The sequence below is a fragment of the Collinsella sp. HCP3S3_D1 genome, from assembly GCF_052064015.1.
Classification (GTDB): Bacteria; Actinomycetota; Coriobacteriia; order Coriobacteriales; family Coriobacteriaceae; genus Collinsella.
Map to the genome: position 1 here is coordinate 34573 of NZ_JBQHWK010000010.1, position 24024 is coordinate 58596.

The 24024-nt window shown below is 60.0% G+C and carries 18 protein-coding genes; 16 read left to right on the forward strand and 2 right to left on the reverse strand.

The window, feature by feature from the left end; genetic code table 11:
- The first annotated feature begins 112 nt into the window (after positions 1–112).
- The gene (locus ACTNDJ_RS04925) at positions 113–529 is read left to right on the forward strand and encodes a molybdenum cofactor biosynthesis protein MoaE (RefSeq protein WP_441048757.1); all 417 of its coding nucleotides are present in this window, start codon (positions 113–115) and stop codon (positions 527–529) included.
- A 106-nt stretch (positions 530–635) separates the two neighbouring features.
- Here ACTNDJ_RS04925 and ACTNDJ_RS04930 read toward each other — a convergent pair whose 3' ends face one another.
- Positions 636–1865, reverse strand: coding sequence for a putative ABC transporter permease (locus ACTNDJ_RS04930; protein ID WP_441048756.1), 1230 nt, complete (start codon positions 1863–1865; stop codon positions 636–638).
- Between the two features lie 297 nt (positions 1866–2162).
- Between ACTNDJ_RS04930 and ACTNDJ_RS04935 the strand changes: the two genes are divergently transcribed.
- The 13 genes from ACTNDJ_RS04935 to ACTNDJ_RS04995 all read left to right on the forward strand — a co-directional run bounded on the left by ACTNDJ_RS04935 (position 2163) and on the right by ACTNDJ_RS04995 (position 13309).
- The gene (locus ACTNDJ_RS04935; protein ID WP_441048755.1) at positions 2163–3833 is read left to right on the forward strand and encodes an amidophosphoribosyltransferase; all 1671 of its coding nucleotides are present in this window, start codon (positions 2163–2165) and stop codon (positions 3831–3833) included.
- A 156-nt stretch (positions 3834–3989) separates the two neighbouring features.
- On the forward strand, positions 3990–5093 hold the full coding sequence (gene purM, locus ACTNDJ_RS04940; protein WP_441063242.1) for a phosphoribosylformylglycinamidine cyclo-ligase: 1104 nt from the start codon (positions 3990–3992) through the stop codon (positions 5091–5093).
- Complete coding sequence (gene purN / locus ACTNDJ_RS04945; protein WP_441063241.1) at positions 5083–5790, forward strand: phosphoribosylglycinamide formyltransferase; 708 nt, start codon at positions 5083–5085, stop codon at positions 5788–5790. Before purM ends, purN begins: the two co-directional genes overlap by 11 nt.
- Positions 5791–6023: 233 nt before the next feature.
- Positions 6024–6368 carry a type II toxin-antitoxin system RelB/DinJ family antitoxin gene (locus ACTNDJ_RS04950; RefSeq protein WP_427747588.1) on the forward strand — a complete coding sequence of 115 codons (345 nt, stop codon included), beginning with the start codon at positions 6024–6026 and terminating at the stop codon, positions 6366–6368.
- A complete protein-coding gene (locus tag ACTNDJ_RS04955; RefSeq protein ID WP_427793750.1) occupies positions 6365–6832 on the forward strand; it encodes a PIN domain-containing protein in 468 nt (155 codons plus the stop codon). The genes ACTNDJ_RS04950 and ACTNDJ_RS04955 overlap by 4 nt, the downstream gene beginning before the upstream one ends.
- Positions 6833–6897: 65 nt before the next feature.
- On the forward strand, positions 6898–7365 hold the full coding sequence (locus tag ACTNDJ_RS04960) for a PTS sugar transporter subunit IIA (protein ID WP_427717974.1): 468 nt from the start codon (positions 6898–6900) through the stop codon (positions 7363–7365).
- 119 nt (positions 7366–7484) lie between these two features.
- The gene (locus ACTNDJ_RS04965; protein ID WP_441063240.1) at positions 7485–8708 is read left to right on the forward strand and encodes a peptidylprolyl isomerase; all 1224 of its coding nucleotides are present in this window, start codon (positions 7485–7487) and stop codon (positions 8706–8708) included.
- A gap of 54 nt (positions 8709–8762) precedes the next feature.
- Positions 8763–9206, forward strand: coding sequence for a GatB/YqeY domain-containing protein (locus tag ACTNDJ_RS04970; RefSeq protein ID WP_427717979.1), 444 nt, complete (start codon positions 8763–8765; stop codon positions 9204–9206).
- A gap of 276 nt (positions 9207–9482) precedes the next feature.
- Positions 9483–10214 carry an amino acid ABC transporter ATP-binding protein gene (locus ACTNDJ_RS04975; protein ID WP_441063239.1) on the forward strand — a complete coding sequence of 244 codons (732 nt, stop codon included), beginning with the start codon at positions 9483–9485 and terminating at the stop codon, positions 10212–10214.
- Between the two features lie 8 nt (positions 10215–10222).
- Positions 10223–11098 carry a transporter substrate-binding domain-containing protein gene (locus ACTNDJ_RS04980; RefSeq protein ID WP_441063238.1) on the forward strand — a complete coding sequence of 292 codons (876 nt, stop codon included), beginning with the start codon at positions 10223–10225 and terminating at the stop codon, positions 11096–11098.
- 25 nt (positions 11099–11123) lie between these two features.
- The gene (locus ACTNDJ_RS04985; protein WP_154516699.1) at positions 11124–11870 is read left to right on the forward strand and encodes an amino acid ABC transporter permease; all 747 of its coding nucleotides are present in this window, start codon (positions 11124–11126) and stop codon (positions 11868–11870) included.
- Positions 11871–11873: 3 nt separating this feature from the next.
- A complete protein-coding gene (locus tag ACTNDJ_RS04990) occupies positions 11874–12512 on the forward strand; it encodes an amino acid ABC transporter permease (RefSeq protein WP_055285379.1) in 639 nt (212 codons plus the stop codon).
- 173 nt (positions 12513–12685) lie between these two features.
- Complete coding sequence (locus tag ACTNDJ_RS04995; protein ID WP_427717988.1) at positions 12686–13309, forward strand: AAA family ATPase; 624 nt, start codon at positions 12686–12688, stop codon at positions 13307–13309.
- Between the two features lie 52 nt (positions 13310–13361).
- Here ACTNDJ_RS04995 and ACTNDJ_RS05000 read toward each other — a convergent pair whose 3' ends face one another.
- On the reverse strand, positions 13362–14765 hold the full coding sequence (locus ACTNDJ_RS05000; RefSeq protein WP_441063236.1) for a helix-turn-helix transcriptional regulator: 1404 nt from the start codon (positions 14763–14765) through the stop codon (positions 13362–13364).
- 226 nt (positions 14766–14991) lie between these two features.
- Here ACTNDJ_RS05000 and ACTNDJ_RS05005 point away from each other — a divergent pair, with 226 nt between their 5' ends.
- Both ACTNDJ_RS05005 and ACTNDJ_RS05010 read left to right on the forward strand, forming a co-directional pair.
- On the forward strand, positions 14992–17004 hold the full coding sequence (locus ACTNDJ_RS05005; protein ID WP_441063235.1) for a hypothetical protein: 2013 nt from the start codon (positions 14992–14994) through the stop codon (positions 17002–17004).
- 337 nt (positions 17005–17341) lie between these two features.
- On the forward strand, positions 17342–23950 hold the full coding sequence (locus ACTNDJ_RS05010; protein ID WP_441063234.1) for a leucine-rich repeat protein: 6609 nt from the start codon (positions 17342–17344) through the stop codon (positions 23948–23950).
- Positions 23951–24024 lie beyond the last annotated feature (74 nt).

Sequence of the window (24024 nt, forward strand, 5' to 3'; positions counted from 1 at the left end):
GCTCTTTTAGCTACCCCGGGTATGCAGAATGATTTTGCTGGGTTAGGTGACTGGGGTAGCTAAAAGAGCCCCGTCCCAAATTAGCTACTCGACGACGGAAAAAGGGGAAGCGATGCTTGAAAGTGGCAAATTGATGCCTTCGGTCGATGTGTGGCTGCGCGAAGCCAAGGCCGACGCTTCGGCGCCGGCGTGTGGCATGTACCTGACGCACAATGGCGTGGTGCGTGCGACACCCAAGTCCGAGGCGCGCGGTGTCGAGACCGATGGCGTGGCGCCGGGCCACAAGGTGGGCGGCATGGTGTTTGGCTTCGATGCCGAAAAGGTGCAGGCCGCTATCGAGTCAACGCGCACGATGCCGGGTATCGGCTATGTGCGCGTATGGCTGGCGAGCGGCGAGCTTGCCGTGGGCGACGATATCATGCTCGTGCTCATTGGCGGAGACATTCGCCCGCATGTGGTCGATGCCCTGCAGGCGCTCGTCGGCACTATCAAGAACGAGTGCGTGAGCGAGGTCGAGCGCGAAGCGTAACGCCTAGCCGGCAACCCGTGTACGTCTATAGCAAAAGCCCGCTGGCAGTTCAGGTAAATCTGCCAGCGGGCTTTGGTGTGTTGGGGCTGTTTTGTGCCGGCGCTCGCTACACGCGTGTGGCGTCCTTGGGGCTCATGGTCATGCTCTGGAAGCGATTTTCCATATACTCGTTATCGAAGTACTTTCCGTAGAACTGCGCAACGGGAATATCGCTGGCCGTGCCGTTGACACGCTGGTACCAGTAGTCGAGCGATTGCAGCGTCATGACGCCGTCGACCAGCATGATGATGGTAAAGATGACGGTGGCTGAGTAGCGATTCTTCCAGGGAATCATGTTAATGAGCTTGAGCAATCTGGGCAGCAGCAGCTTGATCCAGATGAGTCCGCCCAGACCCCACAGGCAGGCGAAGCCCGTGCAGGTGCGACCGCCCGTAAGCACGGCGAGCGGATCGGGCATGCCAAAGAGCTTCATGTGCGAGTAGTTCCACGAGACCACACCGAACGAGGTCTGCATAAACCAGCCCACAAAGACCTCAAAGCTTGCGCCAAGCAGGGCGCTCACCAAAAAGATAATGATGGGGTTCTTTTTGTAGAAGCGGTTGAGCACCATGGTCATGAGTACGGCGCCAAATCCGTAGATGGGGCTGAAGGGGCCAAATAGCATGCCGGCGCGGTTCTGGTAGACGCCTGGATCGTCGACCGTCATGTGCCAGATGTCCTCCAGGATCAGACCGAGCACGCAGCAGACAAAGAATACCCAGAACAGGTTGAAGTAGTTGAGCTTGATGTAGCCCTCGCCGGTCTCATCGCGGCCGAGCATACCCTCGGCGGCGGCGTCGCGATCGAGCATCTCCTGCAAGCGGCGCTGCAGTTCGCGCTCCTGACGAAGTGTTGGGTCAACAGTGGCCGAAAGCGCGACGAGGATGCCGAGCTGGATGGCGGGGCGCAGCAAGAACGGCCCGATACCCTGGAGCATCACGTCGACCAAAAGCTCAACGACGGTAAGTGCGATAAGGATATAGGACAGGCGCGCGGCGTTGCGGCGCTGGTTCTTGATGAGGTCCAGGCCAAAGATGATCAAGATGACCGCGCTCGCCGCCGAGAGCATGATGCCGGCGACGATAAGGCCGACCGCGACGAGCGTGTTGTCGCCGAGCTTGGCGGCGGCGTTGCCGTTGATGAGCGCGGTGATGACCCGCCACATAAAGGCGCCGACCGAAGGGAGCGTGCCTACGCCGGACAGGATGCACAGGACGGCGTACACCTTAATGATGAGGGGAATCTTCTTGACCTCCGTGGCGCTGGGGACGCTGGGGTCGAGTTCGTTTCGATCCATACGGAACCTTTCTCGTTTTGTTGTAGGTTACAAGGATACGCCGCCGACCTGCTAAAAGACAGGACGAATGGCCCAATTGCAGCAATGTAAGCCCTAACGGTGGGCGAGACGCGTCGCGACGGAAACATACGGGACCGTTGGCCCCGAGGGCGGGTTGCCCGATAAAATGTTTGGCCGCAAAACGGATTATAAGCTCGGTGGGCTTTTAAAAACCGCTGTTCATGCGCGGGAGTGCTTGTCTTGCCGTGCGTATAATAGGGCAGGTAACGCCAAATAACGAGGCTCTGAGGGGATGCCATGTCTCAAGAAACCATCCGCGCGGCCGAGCGTGCTACGGGACGGCTGACGACCATGTCGACGTATGATCCGGACTCCGACCAGCTGCATGAGGAATGCGGCATCTTTGGTGTGTGGGCACCCGATCGCGACGTGGCTCGACTGACGTACTTTGGTCTGCGTGCGCTGCAGCATCGCGGCCAGGAATCGGCGGGAATCGCCGTGGGCGATGGCGGCACGGTTATGGTTCGCAAAGACCTGGGACTGCTCGATCGCGTGTTCTCCAACGCCGACCTGTCGACGCTCTCCGGCCAGTTGGCTGTGGGCCACGTGCGCTATGGCACCGCCGGCGCCAAGAGCTGGGAAGCCTCGCAGCCGCATCTTTCCACCATCAACAGCGTCATCATCGCGCTTGCGCACAACGGCACCCTGGTTAACACTGACGAGCTGCGCCGCCAGCTGATCGAGCTCGGCGTGCCGTTCCTCTCCAATTCGGATTCCGAGGTCGCGACCAAGCTCATTGGCTACTTTACCCAGTGTACGGGCCACCTGCGCGAGGGCATTCGCAAGACCATGGAGCTCGTGCGCGGCGGCTACGCCATGACGCTCATCAACGAGCAGGCACTCTACGCTTTCCGCGACCCGCATGGCATTCGTCCGCTGGTGCTGGGCAAGCTCGTGGACGAGGGCCTGGACCAGGCCGACGCCGCATCCGTTTCGCAGCTACCGTCGCAAGACGACGCCGCGAGGGTCGACGCTGCCGCTCATGTCACGCGCGCTGGCGGCTGGGTCGTTGCCTCCGAGACATGTGCACTCGATATCGTGGGCGCCGAGTATGTCCGTGATGTCCGTCCCGGCGAGATCTTGCGCATCAGTGCCGAGGGCCTGGTATCCGAGCAGGGTGTGCCCGCTGCCAAAGAGCCCGCTAACTGCATCTTTGAGCAGGTCTACTTTGCCCGCCCCGACTCCATCATGAATGGCAAGAGCGTCTACGCCTGCCGTTACGACATGGGTCGTCAGCTGGCACACGAGGAGCCCGTCGATGCCGACCTGGTCATCGGCGTGCCCGACTCCGGTCTGCCGCCTGCGGAGGGTTATTCGCGCGAGAGCGGCATTCCCTTTGGCGAGGGCCTCATCAAGAATCGCTATGTGGGCCGTACGTTTATCGAGCCCACGCAGGAGCTGCGTGCCATGGGCGTGCGCATGAAGCTCAATCCACTGCGCGACAATATCGAGGGCAAGCGCCTGGTCGTCATCGACGACTCCATCGTTCGCGGCACCACCATGGTGCAGCTCGTCAAGATGCTGCGCAACGCCGGCGCCAAGGAGATTCACATCCGCATCAACTCGCCCGAGGTCATCTGGCCGTGCTTCTACGGCATCGATACCGACGTGCAGTCGCAGCTCATCAGCGCTAACAAGACGGTCGATGAGATCTGCGAGTACATTGGCGCCGATTCGCTGGCCTTCCTTTCGGTCGAGGGCCTGCTGAAGGTCATGCCCAAGGGCGGCTACTGCGATGCGTGCTTTACCGGCCGTTATCCCGTGGCGATTCCCGAGAGTTTTGGCCGCGACAAGTTTATGGAGGGCTTTAAGCCCCGCAACCTGGATAAGCCGCTGCACTTTGGCGACGACGCCGTGGTCGAGAAATACGATGACCGCAGCTGGGAAGAGAAGCACGGCGAGGCCTAAAACCTGCCATTTAGGGACAGGTTCATTTTGGTAGGTTTTACCTGCTGTTTTGTTGATTTGGCGGCGCGTGTTGTTACCGTGTGCGCCAACTTGAGGGCAACTATGAGCACTGTTTGGCGTCTGTGTGTCAAACGGTAGTGGGAGAGGAAGGCTCAGATGAGCGACAGCAAGCATGTGACGTATGAGGATGCCGGCGTCGATACCGCCGAGGGCGGCCGCGCCGTCGACGCTATTAAGCAAATGGTTAAGGATACCAACCGTCCCGAGGTTATCGGCGGCATCGGTGGCTTTGGCGGCCTGTTCTCGGCCGCCGCGCTTAAGGATATGGAAGACCCGATCCTGATCAGCGGTACCGACGGCGTGGGCACCAAGCTCGTCCTCGCCCAGATCATGGACCGTCACGAGACGGTGGGCCAGGACCTGGTCGCCATGTGCGTCAACGACATTTTGGCTTCGGGCGCCGAGCCGCTCTTCTTTTTGGACTATGTTGCCATCGGCCACATCGAGGCCGAGCACATGGCAAAGATCATCAAGGGCGTGGCAGACGGCTGCAAGCTCGCGGGCTGCGCGCTCGTGGGCGGCGAGATGGCCGAGCACCCGGGCGTCATGGCTCCCGCCGACTACGACCTCGCCGGCTTTACCGTGGGTGTCGTCGACCGTCCCAAGATGCTCGACCCCGCCAACGTCCGCCCCGGCGACGTGATTCTGGGCCTTCCCTCCACCGGCGTGCACTCCAACGGCTACTCGCTCGTGCGTAAAGTCATCGGCGTTGACGGCATCAAGCCGGGTACGCCCGAGGCCGCCGCTAAGGCCGAGGAGCTGAGCCGTCCGCTCGAGGAGCTCGGCGGCGCATCACTGGCAGACGCTCTGCTGGCCCCCACGCGCATCTATGTCAAGCCGATTCTTGAGCTGCTCCGCGGCGGCGCTCCGGTGCACGCCATCGCCCATATCACCGGCGGTGGCATCACCGAGAACCTTAACCGTGCGTTGGCCGACGACGTCGACGCCGTGGTCACCCGCAATGGCGCCGAGATGGGCTGGGACATTCCGCCCGTCATCACCTATGTGTCGCGCCAGGCCGAGCTTGCGCCCAACGAGGCATGCAAGACCTTCAACATGGGCGTCGGCCTGTGCCTGATTGTCGCCCCCGAAGACGAGGCCGCGGTAACCGATGCCCTGGTCGCGCTGGGCGAGAAGCCGTTCCGCGTGGGCGAATGCGTCGAGGGCTCCGGTAAGGTCGTGTACTCCGATGAGCGCTAACGAGCAGACGGCTGCCGCCAAGGGCCTGGGTTTTGCGCCCTATACCCGTCCGACCGGTACCGATACGGCCGAGCCGCTCAAGATCGGCGTGCTCATCAGCGGTTCGGGCACCAACCTACAGGCGTTGATCGACCTGATCGCCGCCGGCAAGCTCAATGCTTCGATCGAGCTCGTGGTGTCGAGCCGTCCTTCGGCCAAGGGCCTGCAGCGTGCAGAGCGTGCGGGTATCCAGACGCTGACGCTCTCCAAGGATGTCTACGCCGACCCTATCGCCGCCGACGAGATTATTGCGCACGAGCTTCTCGAACGCGGCTGCGAGTATGTGGTCATGGCTGGCTACATGCGCATGGTGCATACGCCGCTGCTGGCGGCGTTCCCCAACCGCGTTGTCAATCTGCATCCGGCGCTGCTGCCGAGCTTTACCGGTGCGCATGCGATCGACGATGCCTTTACGCGCGGCGTCAAGGTGACCGGTGTGACTGTGCATTTTGCCAACGAGATCTACGACAACGGCCCCATCATTGCCCAGCGCGCGCTGGCTGTTGAGGAAGGTTGGGATGTCGACACACTCGAGGAGCACATTCACGCGATCGAGCACGTGCTGTATCCCGAAGTCGTGCAGATGCTCGCCGACGGCCGCGTTCATGTGCTGGAGAGCGGCAAGGTGGCAATTGACCCGGCGCGCCATCGTGCGTAAAAGGATTCGCTTGGTTTTCATTGCACGTAAACTATCAAAAAAGCTGATTGGGGCATGTGGAATCACATGTGCCCCAATCAGCTTAATATCTCTTTGATTTTGGGCTCTGGATAACGTGACGGGCACCATTCCCATTCCAAGAAATCCGATAGGGCCTCGTCCGTGTGTGGGCGGGGCCCTTTTGCGTGGGCTTATCTGTTTGCTATACTGCTAGCAAGTAGAGAGGAGCCGCTATGGGTGCAGCAACGGTGCAGCTCAATACGCGAATCGATCCTATGCTCAAGGCTGGTGGCGATGCGGTCCTGACACGCAATGGATTGGGGCCGAGCGATGCCGTTCGTGCGCTTTGGGCCTATCTTGTCGAGCATCAAGCGTTGCCGGGATTTATGGTGACGGATAAGCGCGAGGCACCCCGCGCGGAGAGCCTGGCTGAGCAGGGGTGTGGCCTCGCTTTTTCATCGCTGGGGCTAAATGCTTCGGATTTTGCGCCAGTTGGATCATCTGCGGAAGACTGGGATGCCGTACGAGATGATATGTATGACACGATGATTGCCGATATTGAGGCGAATTGTCGATGATCGAGGCAAAGCATCTCTTGGTAGATACGAACGTTTGGCTCGATTATTACCTGCAAGAGGGGGCGTTCGACGAAGCGAAGAGATTAGTTGAACTGGCCGAGGCGGGAAAGATTGACCTTCTGTACGCGCCCACGACGGTAAAGGATGTGTTCTATATCCTGCCTCGGCGTCTGGCCCGGCGGAATGCGAATGGGATTAACGTTTCGTTTGCCTCGGCGTCATGGGCCTGTATCGAGCACATGATGCAGGTGGCAACTGCCTCTCCGCTTTCGTTGGCAGAGTGCGAGATGGCGCGCATGCTTGGCAAGCGCATGCCGGATCTCGAAGACAACCTCATCATCGCTTCGGGCGAGACGGCAGATGTTGACTACGTGGTCACGAGCGACCGGCGCATGCTGGAGGCGATGCCCGAGGTGTGCTTGACGCCTGCCCGCGCACTCGAGATGATTGGGATCCTCGGCTAACCTTGCCTGTCTGGTTTCGCTATCATATGGGGCATTGTGAACCTCATGCAACTTTGGAGGACGGTATGGCGGATAACGCCGAGATGCTATTCGCGCCTGAGCTGGTGTTTTTTGATTGGGAGTGCGCAACGCCGGATGAGGTGTTTGCGCGGCTCGAGGGCGAGCTCGCTCCGCGCGGCTACATTGCGTCCGGTTGGCTCGATGCCGTCCGTACGCGCGAGGACATCTATCCCACGGGCCTCGCTATGCCGGCGGCCAATATTGCCATTCCGCATACCGATCCGGGGTTTGTGGCTAAGCCCTATATCGCGGTGATTAAGCCCTCCGCGCCCGTGACGTTCAATGCTATGGCGGGTATGGGTGCCCCCGTGCCGGCGCAGATCATCATCAATCTGGGTATTGCCGAGCCGGGCGGCCAGGTCGAGGCTCTGCAAGCGCTTATGAATATCTTTATGGATGCTGACGCCGCAGCCGACGTGCTCGGCCAGACTTCGTCCCAGGGCATGGTCGACGCCATCCGCCGCCACTTCTAAGACTGGCACCTTTGCACCAAAATGGTGCAGATTGACCTGTCTCCCATGCACCAGGTGTGCCGCGGGGCTGCGTTGTGACACAATGACGTTTGTTCGATTCGTGATGCGAAAGGCCAACTATGGCAAACAAGAAAAAGAACCCCGAGGTCGCGCCGACGTCCGAGCAACGGTCCCGCGCCGCCTCCAGCTCTCGCAAGAAGCAGCGCAAGACGTACGTGTCCAAGACCGTCAAGATCGTCCTGGTGGTTATCGGCGTGCTGGCAATGCTGCTTTCCGTCTCGGCCATGGCGTGCTCCGGTTTGATGTCGCAGACCGAGAACAATAACTCGGGTTACAAACTGACCGGCGGCGTGGCTGCTACTATCAACGGCACCAACCTCACCGAGGACACCGTAACCAAGCAGATCATGAGCATGCGCACGTCCTACGGCTACACCAAGGATGAGGATTGGGCGCAGTATCTGGTTGACAACGACCTGACGCCCAAGAAGTACCGCAAACAGCTCATCGATTCCTATACGCAGCAGATTCTGCTCCAGCAGGCGCAGAAGGAGAACGGCGTGACGGTTTCGGACGAGGAAGTAGAGAAGGCTTGGAAGGACGCCTGCAAGAGCGCGGGCGGCGCCAAGACCTTTAAGGAGACCCTTAAGACCTACGGCTATACCGAGGACACCTACAAGGACTCGCTCAAGGAGAGCCTGGCGCAGCAGAAGCTTAAGGATGCCGTTGCTCCCACCAGCAAGCCCAAGGACAGCGAGATTGTCGATTACATTAACGAGAACCTGTCTAACTACAACGATGCCCGCCGCTCGTCGAACATCCTGATTAAGGTTGATTCCGACGCTTCCGACGAGGACAAGGCCGCCGCCAAGGCCAAGGCGCAGGAGTGCCTGGATAAGATCAACTCCGGCGAGCTGAGCTTTGAGGATGCCGTGAAGCAGTATTCCGACGACACCGGTTCCAAGGAGAAGAAGGGTGACGTGGGCTGGGATAAGCTCACCACCTTTGTCGACAGCTACCAGACGGCGCTCGAGGGCCTTAACAAGGGCGATGTGAGCGACGTGGTCGAGTCGACGTATGGCTACCACATCATCAAGTGCACCGACTACTTCCATGTCGATGGCCAGGTCGATGACATCAATCAGGTGCCCAAGGCTATTAAGAAGTACGTTTCCAATGTGGTGAAGACCCAGGCATCGGGCACGGCATACAACGAGTGGCTGGAGAAGTACACGAAGGATGCCGACATTACCGTCAACCCCATGCCCAAGGACGTGCCCTATAACGTGAGCCTGAAGGGCGTCACCAAGAGCTCGACCGACGATTCGTCGACGACTGAGTAATCAAGGGGCGGTGCTCGTGCGAGTGCCGCCCACACTATTGAGGAGGATTTGCAGATGACCAACGAAGAGCTGCAGCAGGAAATGATTGCCGCCATGAAGGCCAAGGACAAGGTTCGCCTGTCTATCATTCGCCAGGTCAAGGCCGAGGTTAAGAACATCGAGGTCAACGAGCGCCGCGACGTGACCGAGGAAGACGTCAACAGCATGATCAAGCGTCTGATTAAGCAGACAAGCGAGACGTTGGAGATGTCCATCAAGGCCGGTACCGATCAAGATCGTACCGACAACCTGACCGAGCAGGTCAAGATTCTGGAGAGCCTACTGCCCGCGCAGGTTTCGGGCGAGGAGCTCGAGGCTCTGATTGAGCAGGTCATCGCCGAGCTGGGCGCCACGTCCAAGAAGCAGATGGGACAGGTTATGGGGGCGCTCGGCAAGGCCACCGGCGGCAACTTCGATAAACCGGCCGCGGCAAAGATCGTCGGCGGCAAACTCGTGTAGGGACGAGCGGTACATAGTTGGTGTTGAGGGGCGTGACCATTGCGGTCGCGCCCCCTTTTTTGTTGGCCGATGAAGGGCGCCTCCCTTGGCTGGTCATTGGGCGCTCATTGGGGACAGGCTTAAATGAGTGCCCTCTCATTGGGTACTCATTTAAGTCTGTCCCCAATGAGTGGGTTAAAGGTTGCGGGTTCTTTACGGGAATGCAGTGTGGGCTGCGGAAACGTGGTTCTTTCCGTAAAATAGAGCAATTCGTGTAAGCGCAGGAAAGGGATATTCATGGCAGACATGATCGAGATCAAGCATCTCAACAAGTACTTTGGCGACCTGCATGTGCTCAAAGATATCAACCTCACCGTCAAGCGCGGCGAGAAGCTCGTAATGATCGGGCCTTCCGGCTCGGGCAAGTCCACGCTCATCCGTTGCGTCGATTATCTGGAGGAGCCCACGTCGGGCGAGGTCATCATCGACGGTACGCCGCTCACCAAGAAGAATCATCTGGAGATGGCTCGTAAGTACAGCTCCATGGTGTTTCAGCAGTTCAACCTATATCCCAACATGACGGTGCTGGGCAACCTGACGCTCGCGCCCATCAAGCTGCAAAAGAAGAGTAAGGAGGAGGCGACCGAGATCGCCATCGCCGCGCTCAGGCGCGTCGGCATGGCGCATAAGGCCGGCGAGTATCCGCAGAACCTCTCGGGCGGTCAGCAGCAGCGTATCGCCATTGCCCGTGCCCTGTGCACCAAGCAGCCCATCATCCTGTTTGACGAGCCGACCTCGGCGCTCGACCCCGAGATGGTCCAGGAAGTCCTGGACGTTATGATCGAGCTCGCGCAGGAGGATATCACCATGATCTGCGTGACGCACGAGATGGGCTTTGCGCGCCAGGTGGCCGACCGCGTCATCTTTATGGAGGACGGCCGCATCCTGGAGGAGGGCACACCCGAGCACTTCTTCGATAACCCCGAGAACCCGCGCTGCCGCGAGTTTCTGTCCAAGATTCTGCACTAGGCGCGGTGATGGACATGACGGATATGACGAGGGCGGCCGTGTCGCGCCGCCACTTTTTGCAGCTGGCGAGCGCCGGTATGCTCGCGCTGACGGGGACCGCGCTTACCGGTTGCGGCAACTCCACCGGCGGCGAGGACTCCGACAAGGGGTCTAAGCTTGCGGCCATCAAGTCGCGTGGCCATCTGAATGCCGGCGTTAAGAAGGACGTTCCCGGCTACGGCTATTACGACACCGCCAAGGGCCGCTTTGAGGGCATGGAGGTCGATTTGTGCTACCAGATCGCCGCTGCCGTCTTTGGCGTGAGCTACAAGGAGGCCCGTGCCCAGGAGCTTGTCGAGTTTACTGACGTAACGCCCAAGACGCGCGGCCCGCTGATCGATAACGGCCAGCTCGACGTGGTCGCGGCGACCTACACCATCACCGACGAGCGCAAGAAGAGCTGGGATTTCTCGACGCCGTACCGCACCGACTACGTGGGACTCATGGTCAAGAAGCGTTCGGGCTTTACCTCGATTGAGGACCTGGACGGCAAAGTCATTGGCGTGAGCCAGGGTGCAACCACGCAGGGCCTGATCGAGCAGATGATCAAGGACAACGGCTTTAGCTGCAAGCCCGAGTTTAGGGCCTTTAGCGGCTACCCCATCATTAAGAGTTCGCTCGATGCCGGCAATATCGACGTCTTTGCCATGGACCGCTCCACGCTGGCTGGATACATGAACGAGACCGTCGAGCTGCTGCAACCCGAGGTCAAGTTTGGCGAGCAGGGCTACGGCGTGGCGACCAAGAAGGGCTGTGATCTTTCGGCCGTGGTCGATCAGGTGATATGCGATCGCCTGGCCGACGGCTGGCTCGACCAAGAGGTTAAGACCTGGGGTCTTGTATAGGCGCATCGTCCAAGGAAGGAATCAAATGCTCGAAGGATTGTTTGACGCCGACCGCTGGTCGACGACATTCCAAAACATGGGGCCCTTCTGGGAGGGCTTTGGCGTGACGATGCAGGTGGTCGTTGCCGGCCTGCTGCTGTCGCTGGTGTTGGGCACGCTGCTTGGCGTGTTCTCTACCACTCGTTCTCGCGTTCTGCGCGCCATAAGCCGCGTGTACGTGGAGTTTTACCAGAACACCCCGCTGCCCGTGCAGGTGCTCTTTATGTACATGGCCGGTCCGCAGTTTTTGCAGGCCATAACCGGTGCCGACCAGCCGGTGCGTATCGCGCCGTTTGTGCTGGGCTTCTTGGGCGTGGGCCTGTATCACGCTGCCTACATTTCGGAGGTCATCCGTACCGGTATCGAGGCCGTTCCGCGTGGCCAGATGGAGGCGGCCCAGAGCCAGGGCTTCACCCGTGCGCAGGCATACTGGTACATCGTGCTGCCCCAGACGTTCAAGATCATTCTGCCGCCGCTGTGTAACCAGGCACTCAACCTGGTCAAAAACACGTCGGTGCTGGCGCTTGTGGCCGGCGGCGACCTTATGTACCGTTCCGACAACTTTGTGAGTCTGTACGGTTACCTGCAGGGATACATCGTCTGCTGCCTTATGTATTTCATCATCTGCTTTCCGCTCGCCATGCTGGTGCAGTGGCTCGAGCGCCGCTCCAAGGAGCGCCCGCGCGGCGTGAGCCTGGCCGAGCTGGGGCTCGACAACGTAGAGGAGGCCTAGCGAATGGAAATCTTCAACGCGACCAACCTGCTCTACATTTGGGGCGGCTTTGTTAAGACAATCGAGATCTCGGCGCTGTCGATCTTTTTCTCGCTCATCTTTGGCACGGTGCTGGCGCTCGTTAAAAGCTACGCGCCCCGTCCATTCCGTATTTTGGTGAGCGCCTATATCGAGCTGTTCCGTTGCACGCCAAACTTGCTGTGGATCCTGTTCATCTACTTTACGGTGCAGGGTTTGGACATTGTGATTTCGACCATCGCCTTTACGCTGTTTACCAGCGCTGTTATGGCCGAGATTGTGCGTGGCGGCCTCAACTCGATTCCGCGCGGCCAGTTTGAGGCGGCGCAGAGCCAGGGCTTTGGCTTCTTTGCCACCATGCGCTATATCATTCTGCCGCAGACGTTTAAGACGATCATTCCGGCGCTGTTTAGTCAGTGCACGACCGTCATCAAGGACAGCTCGTATCTTTCGGGCATTAACGTGGCCGAGCTCATGTACACGGCAAACGTCGTGATGGCCCACGCGATCGACCTGTCGCAGGTGCTTATGCTCTACGGCCTGGTGTTTGCGATGTACTTTGTGCTCAACTTTGGTATCTCGCTGCTGGTGAGGGCATATCAGCGTCGCATTGTGGCCGCATAGTCCTGCTTCCCCAAGCACGGCACCTTGCCCCTCAATCGTCGCTTGCGTACATTTAGTACGCGGCGCTCCTCTTTCGGGGCAATCTGCCGCACTTGGGAAACCAGGACGAAGGTGGGGGCAAAATGAATGTGACAAAGGGACTGTCCCTTTGTCACATAGAGAAAGGAATCGCGATGAGCGATCTGGAGAACAAGAAGAATCCTGTGGTCATTACCATCGCGCGCGACTTTGGCGCCGAGGGCCACGAGATTGGCCGCATGCTTGCCAACGAGTTGGGAATTCCGCTGTACGACAACGAGCTGCTGGTGCGCGCGTCGATGCGCGCGGGTGAGTCGCTCGATAAGATGGCCGCTTATGACGAGCGTCTGGCCGTGGAGAACATGGCGTTTCTGCCCGACCGCTACGATGCGCGTTCGTACTCGGACAAGTTGTTCCAAAAGATGAGTCAGGTGATTTTGGACCTGGGCGAGACCGAGAGCTGCATTATCGAGGGTCGCCTGTCCGATTACCTGCTGCGTAACAACCCTAATCACATTGCCGTGTTGGTGACCGCACCCTTTGAGGACCGCGTCGAGATCGTGCGCAAGAAGCGTGGGCTCAACAAAAAGAAGGGCGCCAAGCTGGTCAAGCAGCAGCAGAAGGCACGCGAGGCGTTCTATAAGCGCTACAGCGCCGGAAAGTGGAAGATGACGAGCGGCAAGGATATCGTCGTCAACCGCGCCAAGCTGGGCCGCGAGGGCTGCAAAGACGTCATAGCCGCTGCCTACCGCTACAAGGTGGCTCAGCTCGAAGGCTAGCCGACCAAAAGCCATCACAAAGGGGACAGGCACCTTTGTGATGGCTTTTGCTTTAGGCGGAGGGGAAGGCCTTGGTGAGACCGGCGCGCGTCTGCGTGTCGGTCTTTTGGTAGATAGAGCTCAGGTGGCGCTGTACCATGCGCATCGAGATACCGAGCTCCTCGGCGACCTGCTTGAGCGGGCGTTCGTCTTGGGTTACAGCCATGAGCACGTCGACTTCGCGCGGGGTGAGAGCGTGGTTGGTGATGAAGGCCTGACGCTGCTCCTCGATGGTGGGGGCGGCGAGTGCTTCTTCTGCCAGCTGTTCGCGCTCGCGCTCCTGCCCGGTTTGGGGTAGACGGAACAGGCCGGCTGCCACGAATGCCGCGCAGGCGGCGACGAGCAAGACGAGTGCACCGATCATGATGAGGGCAACGTTACCCGAGGTCACGAGGGTAAGCGAGATGCTCGATGTAGTGAACGCGCATACGTTGTTGGCCGCGCGACCCATGCCGGCCCATAAGGCGGGCGCGTGCATGCGCGGCGCTAGCTGTGTAAACGTGGCGGTGAAGAACGTGACGAAAAAGCCTGAACTCAGGTAAAAGACGATGAGGCCCAAGTTGGGGTCGGCGCCGGCTTCCACGGCCAAGATCGAAATGCAGGAAAGCACCGTGACGCCGAGCATGACGAGTCCCATATAGCGACGCTCGGCAAGGTCAAAGATGATGCCGGCAAGCAGACCGCTCGCTGCCAAAAAGAGGCGTGGCCAGGTTTGCACGGCAATGGTGCCGTGGGCGTTTGAGAACGTGACGACGTTGTCGAGGGTGGAGAACAAGCAGGCGAGAATCATGACGAGTGCGATGCTCCAGCACGCCTGTTTGGCGAGGGCGTGTGAGGGCTCGGCTAAGGGATTGATGGTGCGACTGGAGCCCTTGTCTGTCGCTTGGGGAGCGGCGCTGAGGGCGGAGATGACGATCGTCGCCGTGCCAAGAACGATAAGCTCCGCGATGCCGCCGCAGTCGAGCAGGTTGATCGCGAACTGCATCAGGATGCCTGCGGCATAGGCCGCTCCGGCGCCGGTGGCGAGTTTTGGGTCATCTTGGAACGCCATCGAGAATGTGTGGTGCGCCGCGGCGCCCAGTAGGCCGAGTCCGAGGAATGCGAGACATCCCAGAATCTCGAGCGCAAGCGGGCTTGTGGGGGACTGGATCTGGGTCAATCCCAGGATGGCGATGGGAACAGCGGCGTTGGCGGCTGCCAGTGAATGGCCTTTGCGCTGTGCGAGCCCGAGCAGCGGCGCGTACCCGATAAAGCCGAGCACGCTCGCACCCAGAATAAAGCCCTGTGCGATTACAACGCGTTCGGCATCGGCGAGCAGCCCGACGTTGACGTCGAAGCGAAACTCGGCGGCAAGGAAGGCGAAGGTGAAGAGCGCGAGTGCCAGAAGCGCGTTGATTTTAGACTTGCTCAGGTTCAAGGACGGTCCTTTGGGTGGATGAATAATCGTGTCCTCGATTGTAGCGTTCCCGGGACGAGTGCGGCGATGGCGAAATCATATTGAATTAAATCGCAGGTAGAGGCCTAGGTTCGCATCTACGAACCTAGGTATACGGAGTCATTTGACACATCTTGGTGCTACAGGACCACCGCAAAGGGGACAGGCACCTTTGTGGCGGTATGTCCCTACAACCAAGGAGGGCGTTATGTGCGGAAGCCACTTTGATAAGCAAACTCAGCATGAGCGCACCTGCTCACTGGTTCACGGTACCTGGCGCTGCGCGGGCGTGAGGATTGCCAGCGTTGGTGCGTGTGCGCTTATGGTTGGCCAGCTGTTGCTGCCGAGCGTGGCGCTGGCGACGGAATGTGCCGATCCTGTCGCTGCGGCGGACGAGGTTGCCGCAGCTCCGGTGACGCCGACGGTTGCGGAGGATACGGCGGCTCCGGCGCCGGTACCGGTGGCCCCGGCTGCGCCGATGACTGACGCGGCTCCGGTGGCGCAATCCACGGCAGAACCTCAGCAGGCTCAGCAGGACGCATCAGCGGCAACGGCGAACGATGCGACACCCACTGAACAAAACACTCCCAGCGACAACGCCGCCACACCGGCAAGCGACGCCATCATGCCCTGTGGCGTGACCGATGTGGCAGGCGAGGGCGGCGTTAGGGTCAATACGACCGTGGTTCCCCACTACACGGACTGCGTGCTTCCGAGCAATGTCACACTCGAAAAGGGCCAGTCGTATACCTATGATTTTCCCGATGTTGAGGGCGGCATGCCGGATAAGCCGCTCTGCAAACTTGTCGAAACCAAGTACTACCGGGCCGATGCTGTTTCGGGCACCCTGGCTGAAGTCCAGGACACATCTATGTCCGATGTGACGGCTCACTTTGAGCCTGTTGGCGATCACATGAGGCTGACGCTGACCTTTACGGGTGGCGCGGCAGGCGGCTCGTATCGACTCACGCGCAATGAGGTTCTTTATATTGGCGCGGCACTGACGTATACCGGAACTGACTATGGCACCGACTATGAAGGTGACAACAGCTACGCGGGCAGCTCGATTACCCTCAACGAAACCAGGGACGACTATTACCTCCGCTACGCCATCAATAGCGAAATTACGCTTGATGCATCGGAAAACGAAGCCCTCCATAACCTGAACGTCAACGACGTGAAGACCGACTACGCGCCCGGCGAGGTACCGTGCGCGACCGCGACGATTCCCGCTGCCGATGCCGACAAGTACGAGATCGCGTATGAGTGCTGGGAGGAGATGGAGCTCAATATGGAATCCGGGGAGTCGGTACCCGTTGCCTTCTGGTATTCCGATCCTGCCAAGTATCCGACGGGCGCGAGGAGGATCGAGTACTTCGAAGAGGGCAAGTTCTACATGTACTCCGTTGAGCTGAGGTTCAAGGGCGACAATACCGTGGCCGATGACTGCAATATGAACGTCAACGGCCGTTGGGTGCCCCACATCAAGACCGTCAACGGCGTCTTCGCGCCAAACGCTGACAATATGCTATGCGAGGCTCCGATTGATGAGTGGCGGGCAATCGACCTTATCGAGATTAACGGCGCCATGACCACCTTTAAGGCGGGCGACAGGCCGGTCTTTACGGCGGGTACTCCGGCGGGTTCCGACTCTATTCTCCAGTGCGAGTTCTGGACGGGCAGCGACGGCAGCGAAGTAAATTCCGTTGAGTTTTGGGACCAGAACATCACCAATCACATCGACGCCTTTAAGCCCGGTGTGACCTATCGTTACGGCCTGTACTTTAAGCCGGCGCGCGGTTTCTACTTTACGCCGAACACCAAGCTGATGGTCAATGGCGTGGAGTGTGGATATCAGGCGAGCGAGGCAAGCGAGATCGATCCCGAGAGCGGTTGGATCTACACGCTATGGCTGAGCACCAACCTGACGTTTACGCCCGAGGCCACGCCGGCCCCGGTCGATCCCGAGAAGCCGGCGCCGCAGCCTGAGGTCAAGCCCGAGACCAAGCCTGAGGTGAAACCCGAGACCAAGCCCGCGACAAAGCCGGTCGCGACAACTACCCCGACCAAGACGGTTGAGAAAGCCACGCCGGCCAAGAAGCCCGATATAGCTCTAGTCGCCACGGGCGACACCACCGCGATGACGGTCGCTGCCCTAGGCATCGCCGGTGCAACCGTTGCCGCGGCCGGCATCGCCGCGACCAAGCGCCGCAAGCGCTAGGTTTTTTGGTGGCAGCGCCCATCCTCGGCTTTTGCAAGATCTCAATCTGTAACACCAAACTGCCCAAAACGGTTCTAGATGTTACAGATTGAGATGAGCCGAATGGCCGTCAATCTTACGTCTTGATCTGTAACACCAAGCGGGGAATTTGACCTCTAACTGTTACAGATTGAGACAAACTGGCCGGCCAAGTCCAGAACCACCACAAAGGTGCCTTTCCCCTTTTTGGTGGTTTGCGCAGGTAGAACGGTAGGTTCGTATATATGAACCTACCGTTCGCTTTGTTTTTGGACAACGATTACGCTGGATGACTTTTGGTTTCAGGAAAGGAACGACCATGAGGTGGACTACTGCTCGAGCGCTTTGCCGCCGGCTGACGGTTGCCACGGTGACCCTCACCATGGTGACGGGTTCGTTGCCCGCGGGCGCGTTTGCCGAGACCCTCACCACCGACGGCACTTTTGTGCAGACGGATAACGGCCAGGCAGTCGACGCCGCCCCCGCCGATTCGGCTGACGCCCAAACGCCAGACTCTGCTTCCGCCGACCCCGCGCCCGATGCCGGCGCTGCCGACCCCACAGTGCTCGATACCGGTGACACCCCTACGCCCCCGGCTTCCGAGATTGCATCGGCGGCGGGCCTGACGGGCGCCGGGCAGACCGAGAGCACACCTGCGGGTGCGCTCGCCACCGATCTTGTCGAGGGCAAGGAACTCGCCGAGCAGCAGAAGCAAGAGGAGGCTTCCGGTGCCGAGGCAACCTGGAACGAGAAACTTGAACTCTGGGCAACCTCTAAGGGCGCCACGGGCGTAAAGGGCGAAGACGACGATGGCTACGTGGCCGGCGAGCAGACCCCCGCGCAGTACTACTTCTCGATCGATAGCCTCACCAACGAAATTTCTATCAAGTATGGCGACGCGGGCATTACCACGTTGGAGGTCCCCTCGACCATCGACGGCAAGCATGTCGTAAGCCTTACGGGTATGGGAAGCGCTGCGCTCACATCGATTACCTTCGCTTCGAATTCGCATGTCCGCTCGGTTGGCGGCTTGGGCGGCAGCAGCATCAAGGAAATCGCACTGCCCGATTCGGTTGAGGAGTTGGGCTGGAATGCGTTTACCGGGAGCAAGACACTTCAGACGGTGACCTGGCCCAACAACGCGGCCTTTACCACGATTCCCGAGCAGGCCTTTGAGGGCTGCGAGCAACTTGACGACAATGTGGTGGCAACGCTGCCGCCTTCGGTTAAGACTATCGACTATCGTGCCTTCGCCAATTGCGGCGTGCCGCAGTTCCATGTCTCGGACACAACGGTACTCACCTTTACGCAGATCAACGTGCCGGGCACGGTGGAGCGGATTGAGAGCTATGCCTTTGACGGGTGCTCGCATGTGTCGTCGGTGACGATCGGCGATGGCGTCAAATATATCGGAGCGCACGCGTTTACTTACCTCGATCCCGCGCTGGCCGGTAAGGAAATCGTTGTGCCCAAGAGCGTGCAGTCGATTGATCTGGAGCCGTTCGACAACACGCGTAATACCAGCAGCGCCGGCACCTCGACCACCAACCACAATGCGGTGACCCTGCGCGTCATGAATCCCGACATCAAGCTCGAAGAGGCGGGCCTGTACACCAACAACGTGACGATCGATGGCGTCGATTACCTGATGCCTTTTAGCGAGGGCCAGACCATCTATGCCTATGCGACGGACTCGGCGGGCAACCCCTCGATGATCAAGAAGATTGCCGATGCCGTCGCCGATCGCATGGACTCGGCCGACCCAACGCGTCCCGCCTATACCTTTGAGTGGATGGGCGAGGACGCCCAAATCACGGGCAAACTTCCCCAGGGCGCGGCGGCCGTGCTCGTGCAGGCGGGGCAGTCCACGCCGTTGACGGTTGGCGACGACGGCTCCGTTGCTGCCGACGTCCTCTCCAAGACGGCAGCAACGCTGCGCATTTCGCTCAGCGGTTACTATGACATGGTGATGGCGCGCCCGGGCGACCAGATGACGGGCACATGGAATATCGGGGAGATTAAGGCGGAGGACTTTACCAAGATTCCGGCTTCGCGTGCGATTGAGCTCAACGTGGGCTATCTCGAACCGGTCGCAGGCCAGGATAAGACCGAACGCATTGAGCTCGATAGTCTCGATAACATCGATCTGACGGTGAAGAGCGGCGGCAAGACGCTTAAACCCGCCAAGGGCGACAGGGAAAACGACTACCGTATCCAGGGCACAGTGCTCGTGGTGTCGCAGGCCATTGCCGACGCGGACCAGGATCTGGAGATAACGCTCGAGCCCAAAGACAGCCTCAAGCTGGGTGGGGCGACGGCGACGGTGAAGCCTTCGGTCGGCAAGGTCGATATCGACTTGAAGCCCTGGGGCACGGCGACGGTCACGACCAAGGGCGACTACCAGGGCGCCAACCGCGTGCTGGTGTTCCGTACGTCCGACGGCAGGCTAGTCGCCGACGGCGTCACCTATCTGATGGGTTACGAAGACGATGGCACCACGCCTATCATGAAGGCCGAGACGCCGCGCCTTAAGGCCGGTTCGTACACCATCGTCGCCTTTAACAAGACGAGCTACGACATCCAAGCGACGAGCTATTCCACGTTTAGCCGCCTGGGACTGACCGTGGGTAAGCATATCGCGCAAAAACAGGTGAAGATCGAGGACGGCAAGCAGCTCAACGTGACGCTCGACGTGCCGACGTTTGACGTGGAGACGTATCGTGCCGAGCGCGGGCTGACGGCGGGCTCGGTTATCGCTGATTCGTCCGCGGTCGTTGGCGTGGAGACCGAGCTGCGCATTCATTACGAGCTCAAGGACAGCCAGGCTGCCAAGATTGAGATTCCGCTTGCCAAGGATGCCGTCGAGGATGTGTCCGCAGGCGCTCGCGAAGCCGGCGCAAGCTCCGATGCCATGTGGGCTGACACAACTTGGGAGGGCGACAACCTCGTTCTCGATATGAAGAAGAGCGCGGGCGCCGATGTTTTTGTGCGCTTTAAGCCTAAGTCCTCGGGCACCTATGCCATCTCGCCGCTCATTACGCTGGGCGAGGTGACATTGCCGCTGGGAAGCACCACACTCGAGGTTAGCGGATCGCGCATCGAGGTCGACAACACCGACGTTCACAGCCTGCTGGGCAATGTGGCCTACGTTTATGCAGCGCCGGGCAAGAGCGTGCAGCTCACCGTGGGGACGGGCTCGTCGGCTGCAAAGTACACCGGCAAGACCAATAAACTCGGCCGTGCCAAGATTGAATACGACCTGCCGCAGGATACGCTTGCCGCCGAGCGTGTGACGCTCGAGGCGCGCGTGGGCTCGACCGATGTTGCCGCCGCTGCCGCAGAGGTGACGGCTCGCAACTACGTGCGCTATGTTCCGAGCGCTTCGGTCTGGAGCTTTGATGTGACGTATCGTGGCGGTACGCAAAACTTGGTCAAGGACGGCAAGGACACCGGCAAGAGCCTGTGGACCTTCCATCATCTGCCACAAAAGAAGAACGCCTACTGGACCTTTGACATCACGCTCGAGGTGGGAAACGAAGAGGCCGCCGACACGCTCGACCTGTACGTGGACTGCGTGGATGGCAAGACGGTGACGATTCCTCTGACTCAAAAGTCGCGCGAGGGCACCCGTGTGCGCTATGTGGCGGAGTATGTGGACGAGGGCTACCTTAAGCTGCTCGACGAGTTTAACAAGGCGAATGACTCGACCTATGTGAACTGCGGCAACTTTGAGCAGATCTTTATGCCGCAGACCTACCGCATCTCCAATGCCCAGCTTATGACCATGCTGAGTTTTGACGCCAAAGCTTCGGCCAAAAAGCATTCCGCCGCGGCCGAGGAGCGCCAGCAGGAGTTCTCGAATGCCGTGCAGCAGTGGCGCGAGTATATGATGGATAACTCGTTTAATGATGTCGACGAGGCCTTTAACGACGCGATTGACCGGATGGTCGCCGATGCGTTTGCCGAGGAGGACGAGAACGGTAAAGAGGACGAAGCCCAAGGTGGAGCTGCCCGCAAGGCTCGTCGCGCCCCTGCCGCCAGCGACGGCGAGGGCGATGATGCTGGCAACGAGGAGGCCGCGCAGTTTGCGGCTGAGCTCAAGGCCGCGGTCGGCGGGTCGGCGGCGCTGCTGACCCAGCAGGGCGACAGCTATGGCGTCAATGTGGACAAGATGATCTTTGAGGATGCTTACGGCACCAGCGAGGATTGGTATCAGGAACTCGCGGCGGCCCAGGGTGCGAACCCTGCGGATGCGGCCGCCATCAAGGAGCTCGTCGACCATGCATCGCGAGCGGAGTTTATCGCCCAGCAGGCCGAGGATCTGGTGGGCCAGTCGATGGGTATCGGCCGGCTCAACCAATACGGAAGCTGGAATGACGCAACCGCTGCGGCGCTCAACAAGTGTGCGGGCATTAAGGCCAGCGAATACAACGGCCAGTCGACGAGCGGGTTTAACGATTTGGGCCAGGCGCTCGGCAGCTCGCTGAGCTACAAGGCGGCTGACGACGATACCATCAAGGGCTTTAAGGTCGCCGCGCCCGATGGCGAGCAGACGGCCTATATAGAGTCGGAATTTATCGAGAACTCCAATAACAACAAGAACCAGGCGCTTCTGTTTAATTCGATCGCCATGCAGTGCGATATTCTGGACAACCTGTACGACAACTGGAATGTGGTCCATAGCCTCAACAACTCCAAGGTGCGCGGATGGCTCATGGCCTGGAAACGCAACGGCGACGTGAGCGCCCATATGAAGCTCATCCGCACGATCCGTTCGCTCAAGAGCTATAAGATCGAGTGCGAGATGTTCGGACAGGTCTTTAAGACCGATGCGTGGAAGGCGGCCGGACAGGCGTTTCCCGCGGCGACCCAGGGTATCGGCGTCTTTACCGGCATTTACGGCGTGAACGATGCCAGCAAGAACTGGGAGAACGTGAACGTCCGTATGCAGAAGGTGAAGGGCGAGCGCGAGGGCTATGAGCTTCAGCATACGCGCTTGCTTGCCAAGCCCGAGAAGACCGAGGACGACTGGAAGTGCATTTACGCGCTGCGTGACGCCATGGAGAAGGCGCGTGCGTTTGAGGATCTGCTGTATCGCCAGCTCTGCCACGATAGTACCGATGTGGCGGTGGGCTCCATTATGACGATCGCCGGCGTGCTAACGGCTGGCTCGGCGGGTACCGTGGTGGGCGCCGCCTATGATGCGGCCTCGACGAGCGTGGGCTCGGAGCGCGCGGTTAAGTTGACCAATGCCGAATGCGCCTACGATGTTGCCTGCGAGCAGGTGGAGCGCGCGTGTCAGAATCGTATTACGGTCAACTGGGGCGAGCTGACCGATGCCGAGGTCTACAAGGCCAACAAGGATGGCTTGATCTCGGACGAGAAGATGCAGTCGATCTTCGAGGCGCGTTATCGCAATGTGGCTGCCAAGGCAGCACCCGACCCTGCGGGCGTGGTGTACGAGGGTCTGCTGTCCAATACGGTTGAAGGCGCAACGGTTGAGCTGTGGAGCGCCGACGATGCGGCCGGTACCAATGAAGTGCGTTGGGATGCCGAGGAGTATGAGCAGGACAATCCGCTTGCAACGGGTGCGGACGGTGCATACAACTGGAATACGCCGACCGGCTGGTATCAGGTGCGCGTGACCAAGGGCGGGTATGAGGAAGCGCGTTCGGCTTGGCTGCGCGTGCCGCCGATTCAGACTGAGGTGAACATTGGCTTGGTGTCGACGGCGGCGCCCGAGGTGGTTTCGGCCCATGCCTATACCGATTGCATCGAGGTTGAGTTTGCGCAGTATATGGATGCGAGCGACGATGCCCTGGCCGCATTGTGCGCGCAGGGCTTGGGCGACGTGACGTATACGTGGCTCGACAAGCAGGACGATCCCAATGGCAAGCCGCTGTCGCGCGTGCTGCGTATTCGCTATGCCGATGCGTGTGAGGCGGGCTCGACGGTGGCGCTTGAGCTCGACGGTGCTCGCAACTACGCCGGCACGGCCATGGAGCGCTGGGCAAGTGGAGAGCTTGTCGTGGGCGTTCGTGCCGACAAGCTCAAGCTCAACGTGGAGCAGGCCGTGACCATGCTTGATGGCAGTGACTTTGAGCTGGTGGCGCACGTGACCGATAAGGCGGGCAAGCCGTTTGCGGGCGCCAAGGTTAGTGTTGGGCTGGAGTCCTCGGCTATCTGCTCTGTCGATGCCACCCAGGCCGTGACGGGCGAGGACGGCGCGGCGACGTTTGTGCTGCATGGCGCTCTGCCTGGTTTGACGACGTTGACGGCGGCGGTGGACGGCACGGCGCTGTCCAAGCAGGTCGACGTTCGCGTGTCTGCCGAGGCGGTGCGACCGGCGCGACCGGTGGCGACGATTGGTGCGACGACGTTTGGTGCATGGTCGCCCAAGGAGAACTACATTACAGTGCCCAAGGGCACGAAGCTAGAGCTTTCGGCCGAGGATGGCACGACGATTTGGTACACCACCAACGACACCTGCCCCTGCCGTGACGAAGGCCGCGTAAAGTACACCGAGCCTATTGCGCTCGATAGCAACATGTATGTACGCATTGCGGCACAGCGTCCTGGCATGTCGTACAGCGAGTATTCCGAGCGTCTGAACATTACGATTACGGTGACCGATGAGGCGGCGCCTGAGCCGACGCCCGAGCCGGAGCCGACGCCTGGCGGCGGCGAGCAGGGCGGTGGTGCGGACGGCTCTGGTGGGGCCGGGGTCCCTGCGGGCAGCTCGGCTTCGACGACGACCACGGTGACGACGGACAAGTCCAAGGGTAAGGGCAAGAATGGCAAGAAGTCCGGTGGTACGGAGCTTGCCAGCACGGGTGACTCCGCCGTGATGACGGTCGCCGCCCTAGGCATCGCCGGCGCAACCGTAGCCGCCGCCGGCATCGCCGCGACCAAGCGCCGCAAGCGCTAGGTTTTGGCGGCGGCGCCCATCCTCGGCTTTAGCAAAATCTCAATCTGTAACACCGAGCCAGATATTTGGACTCC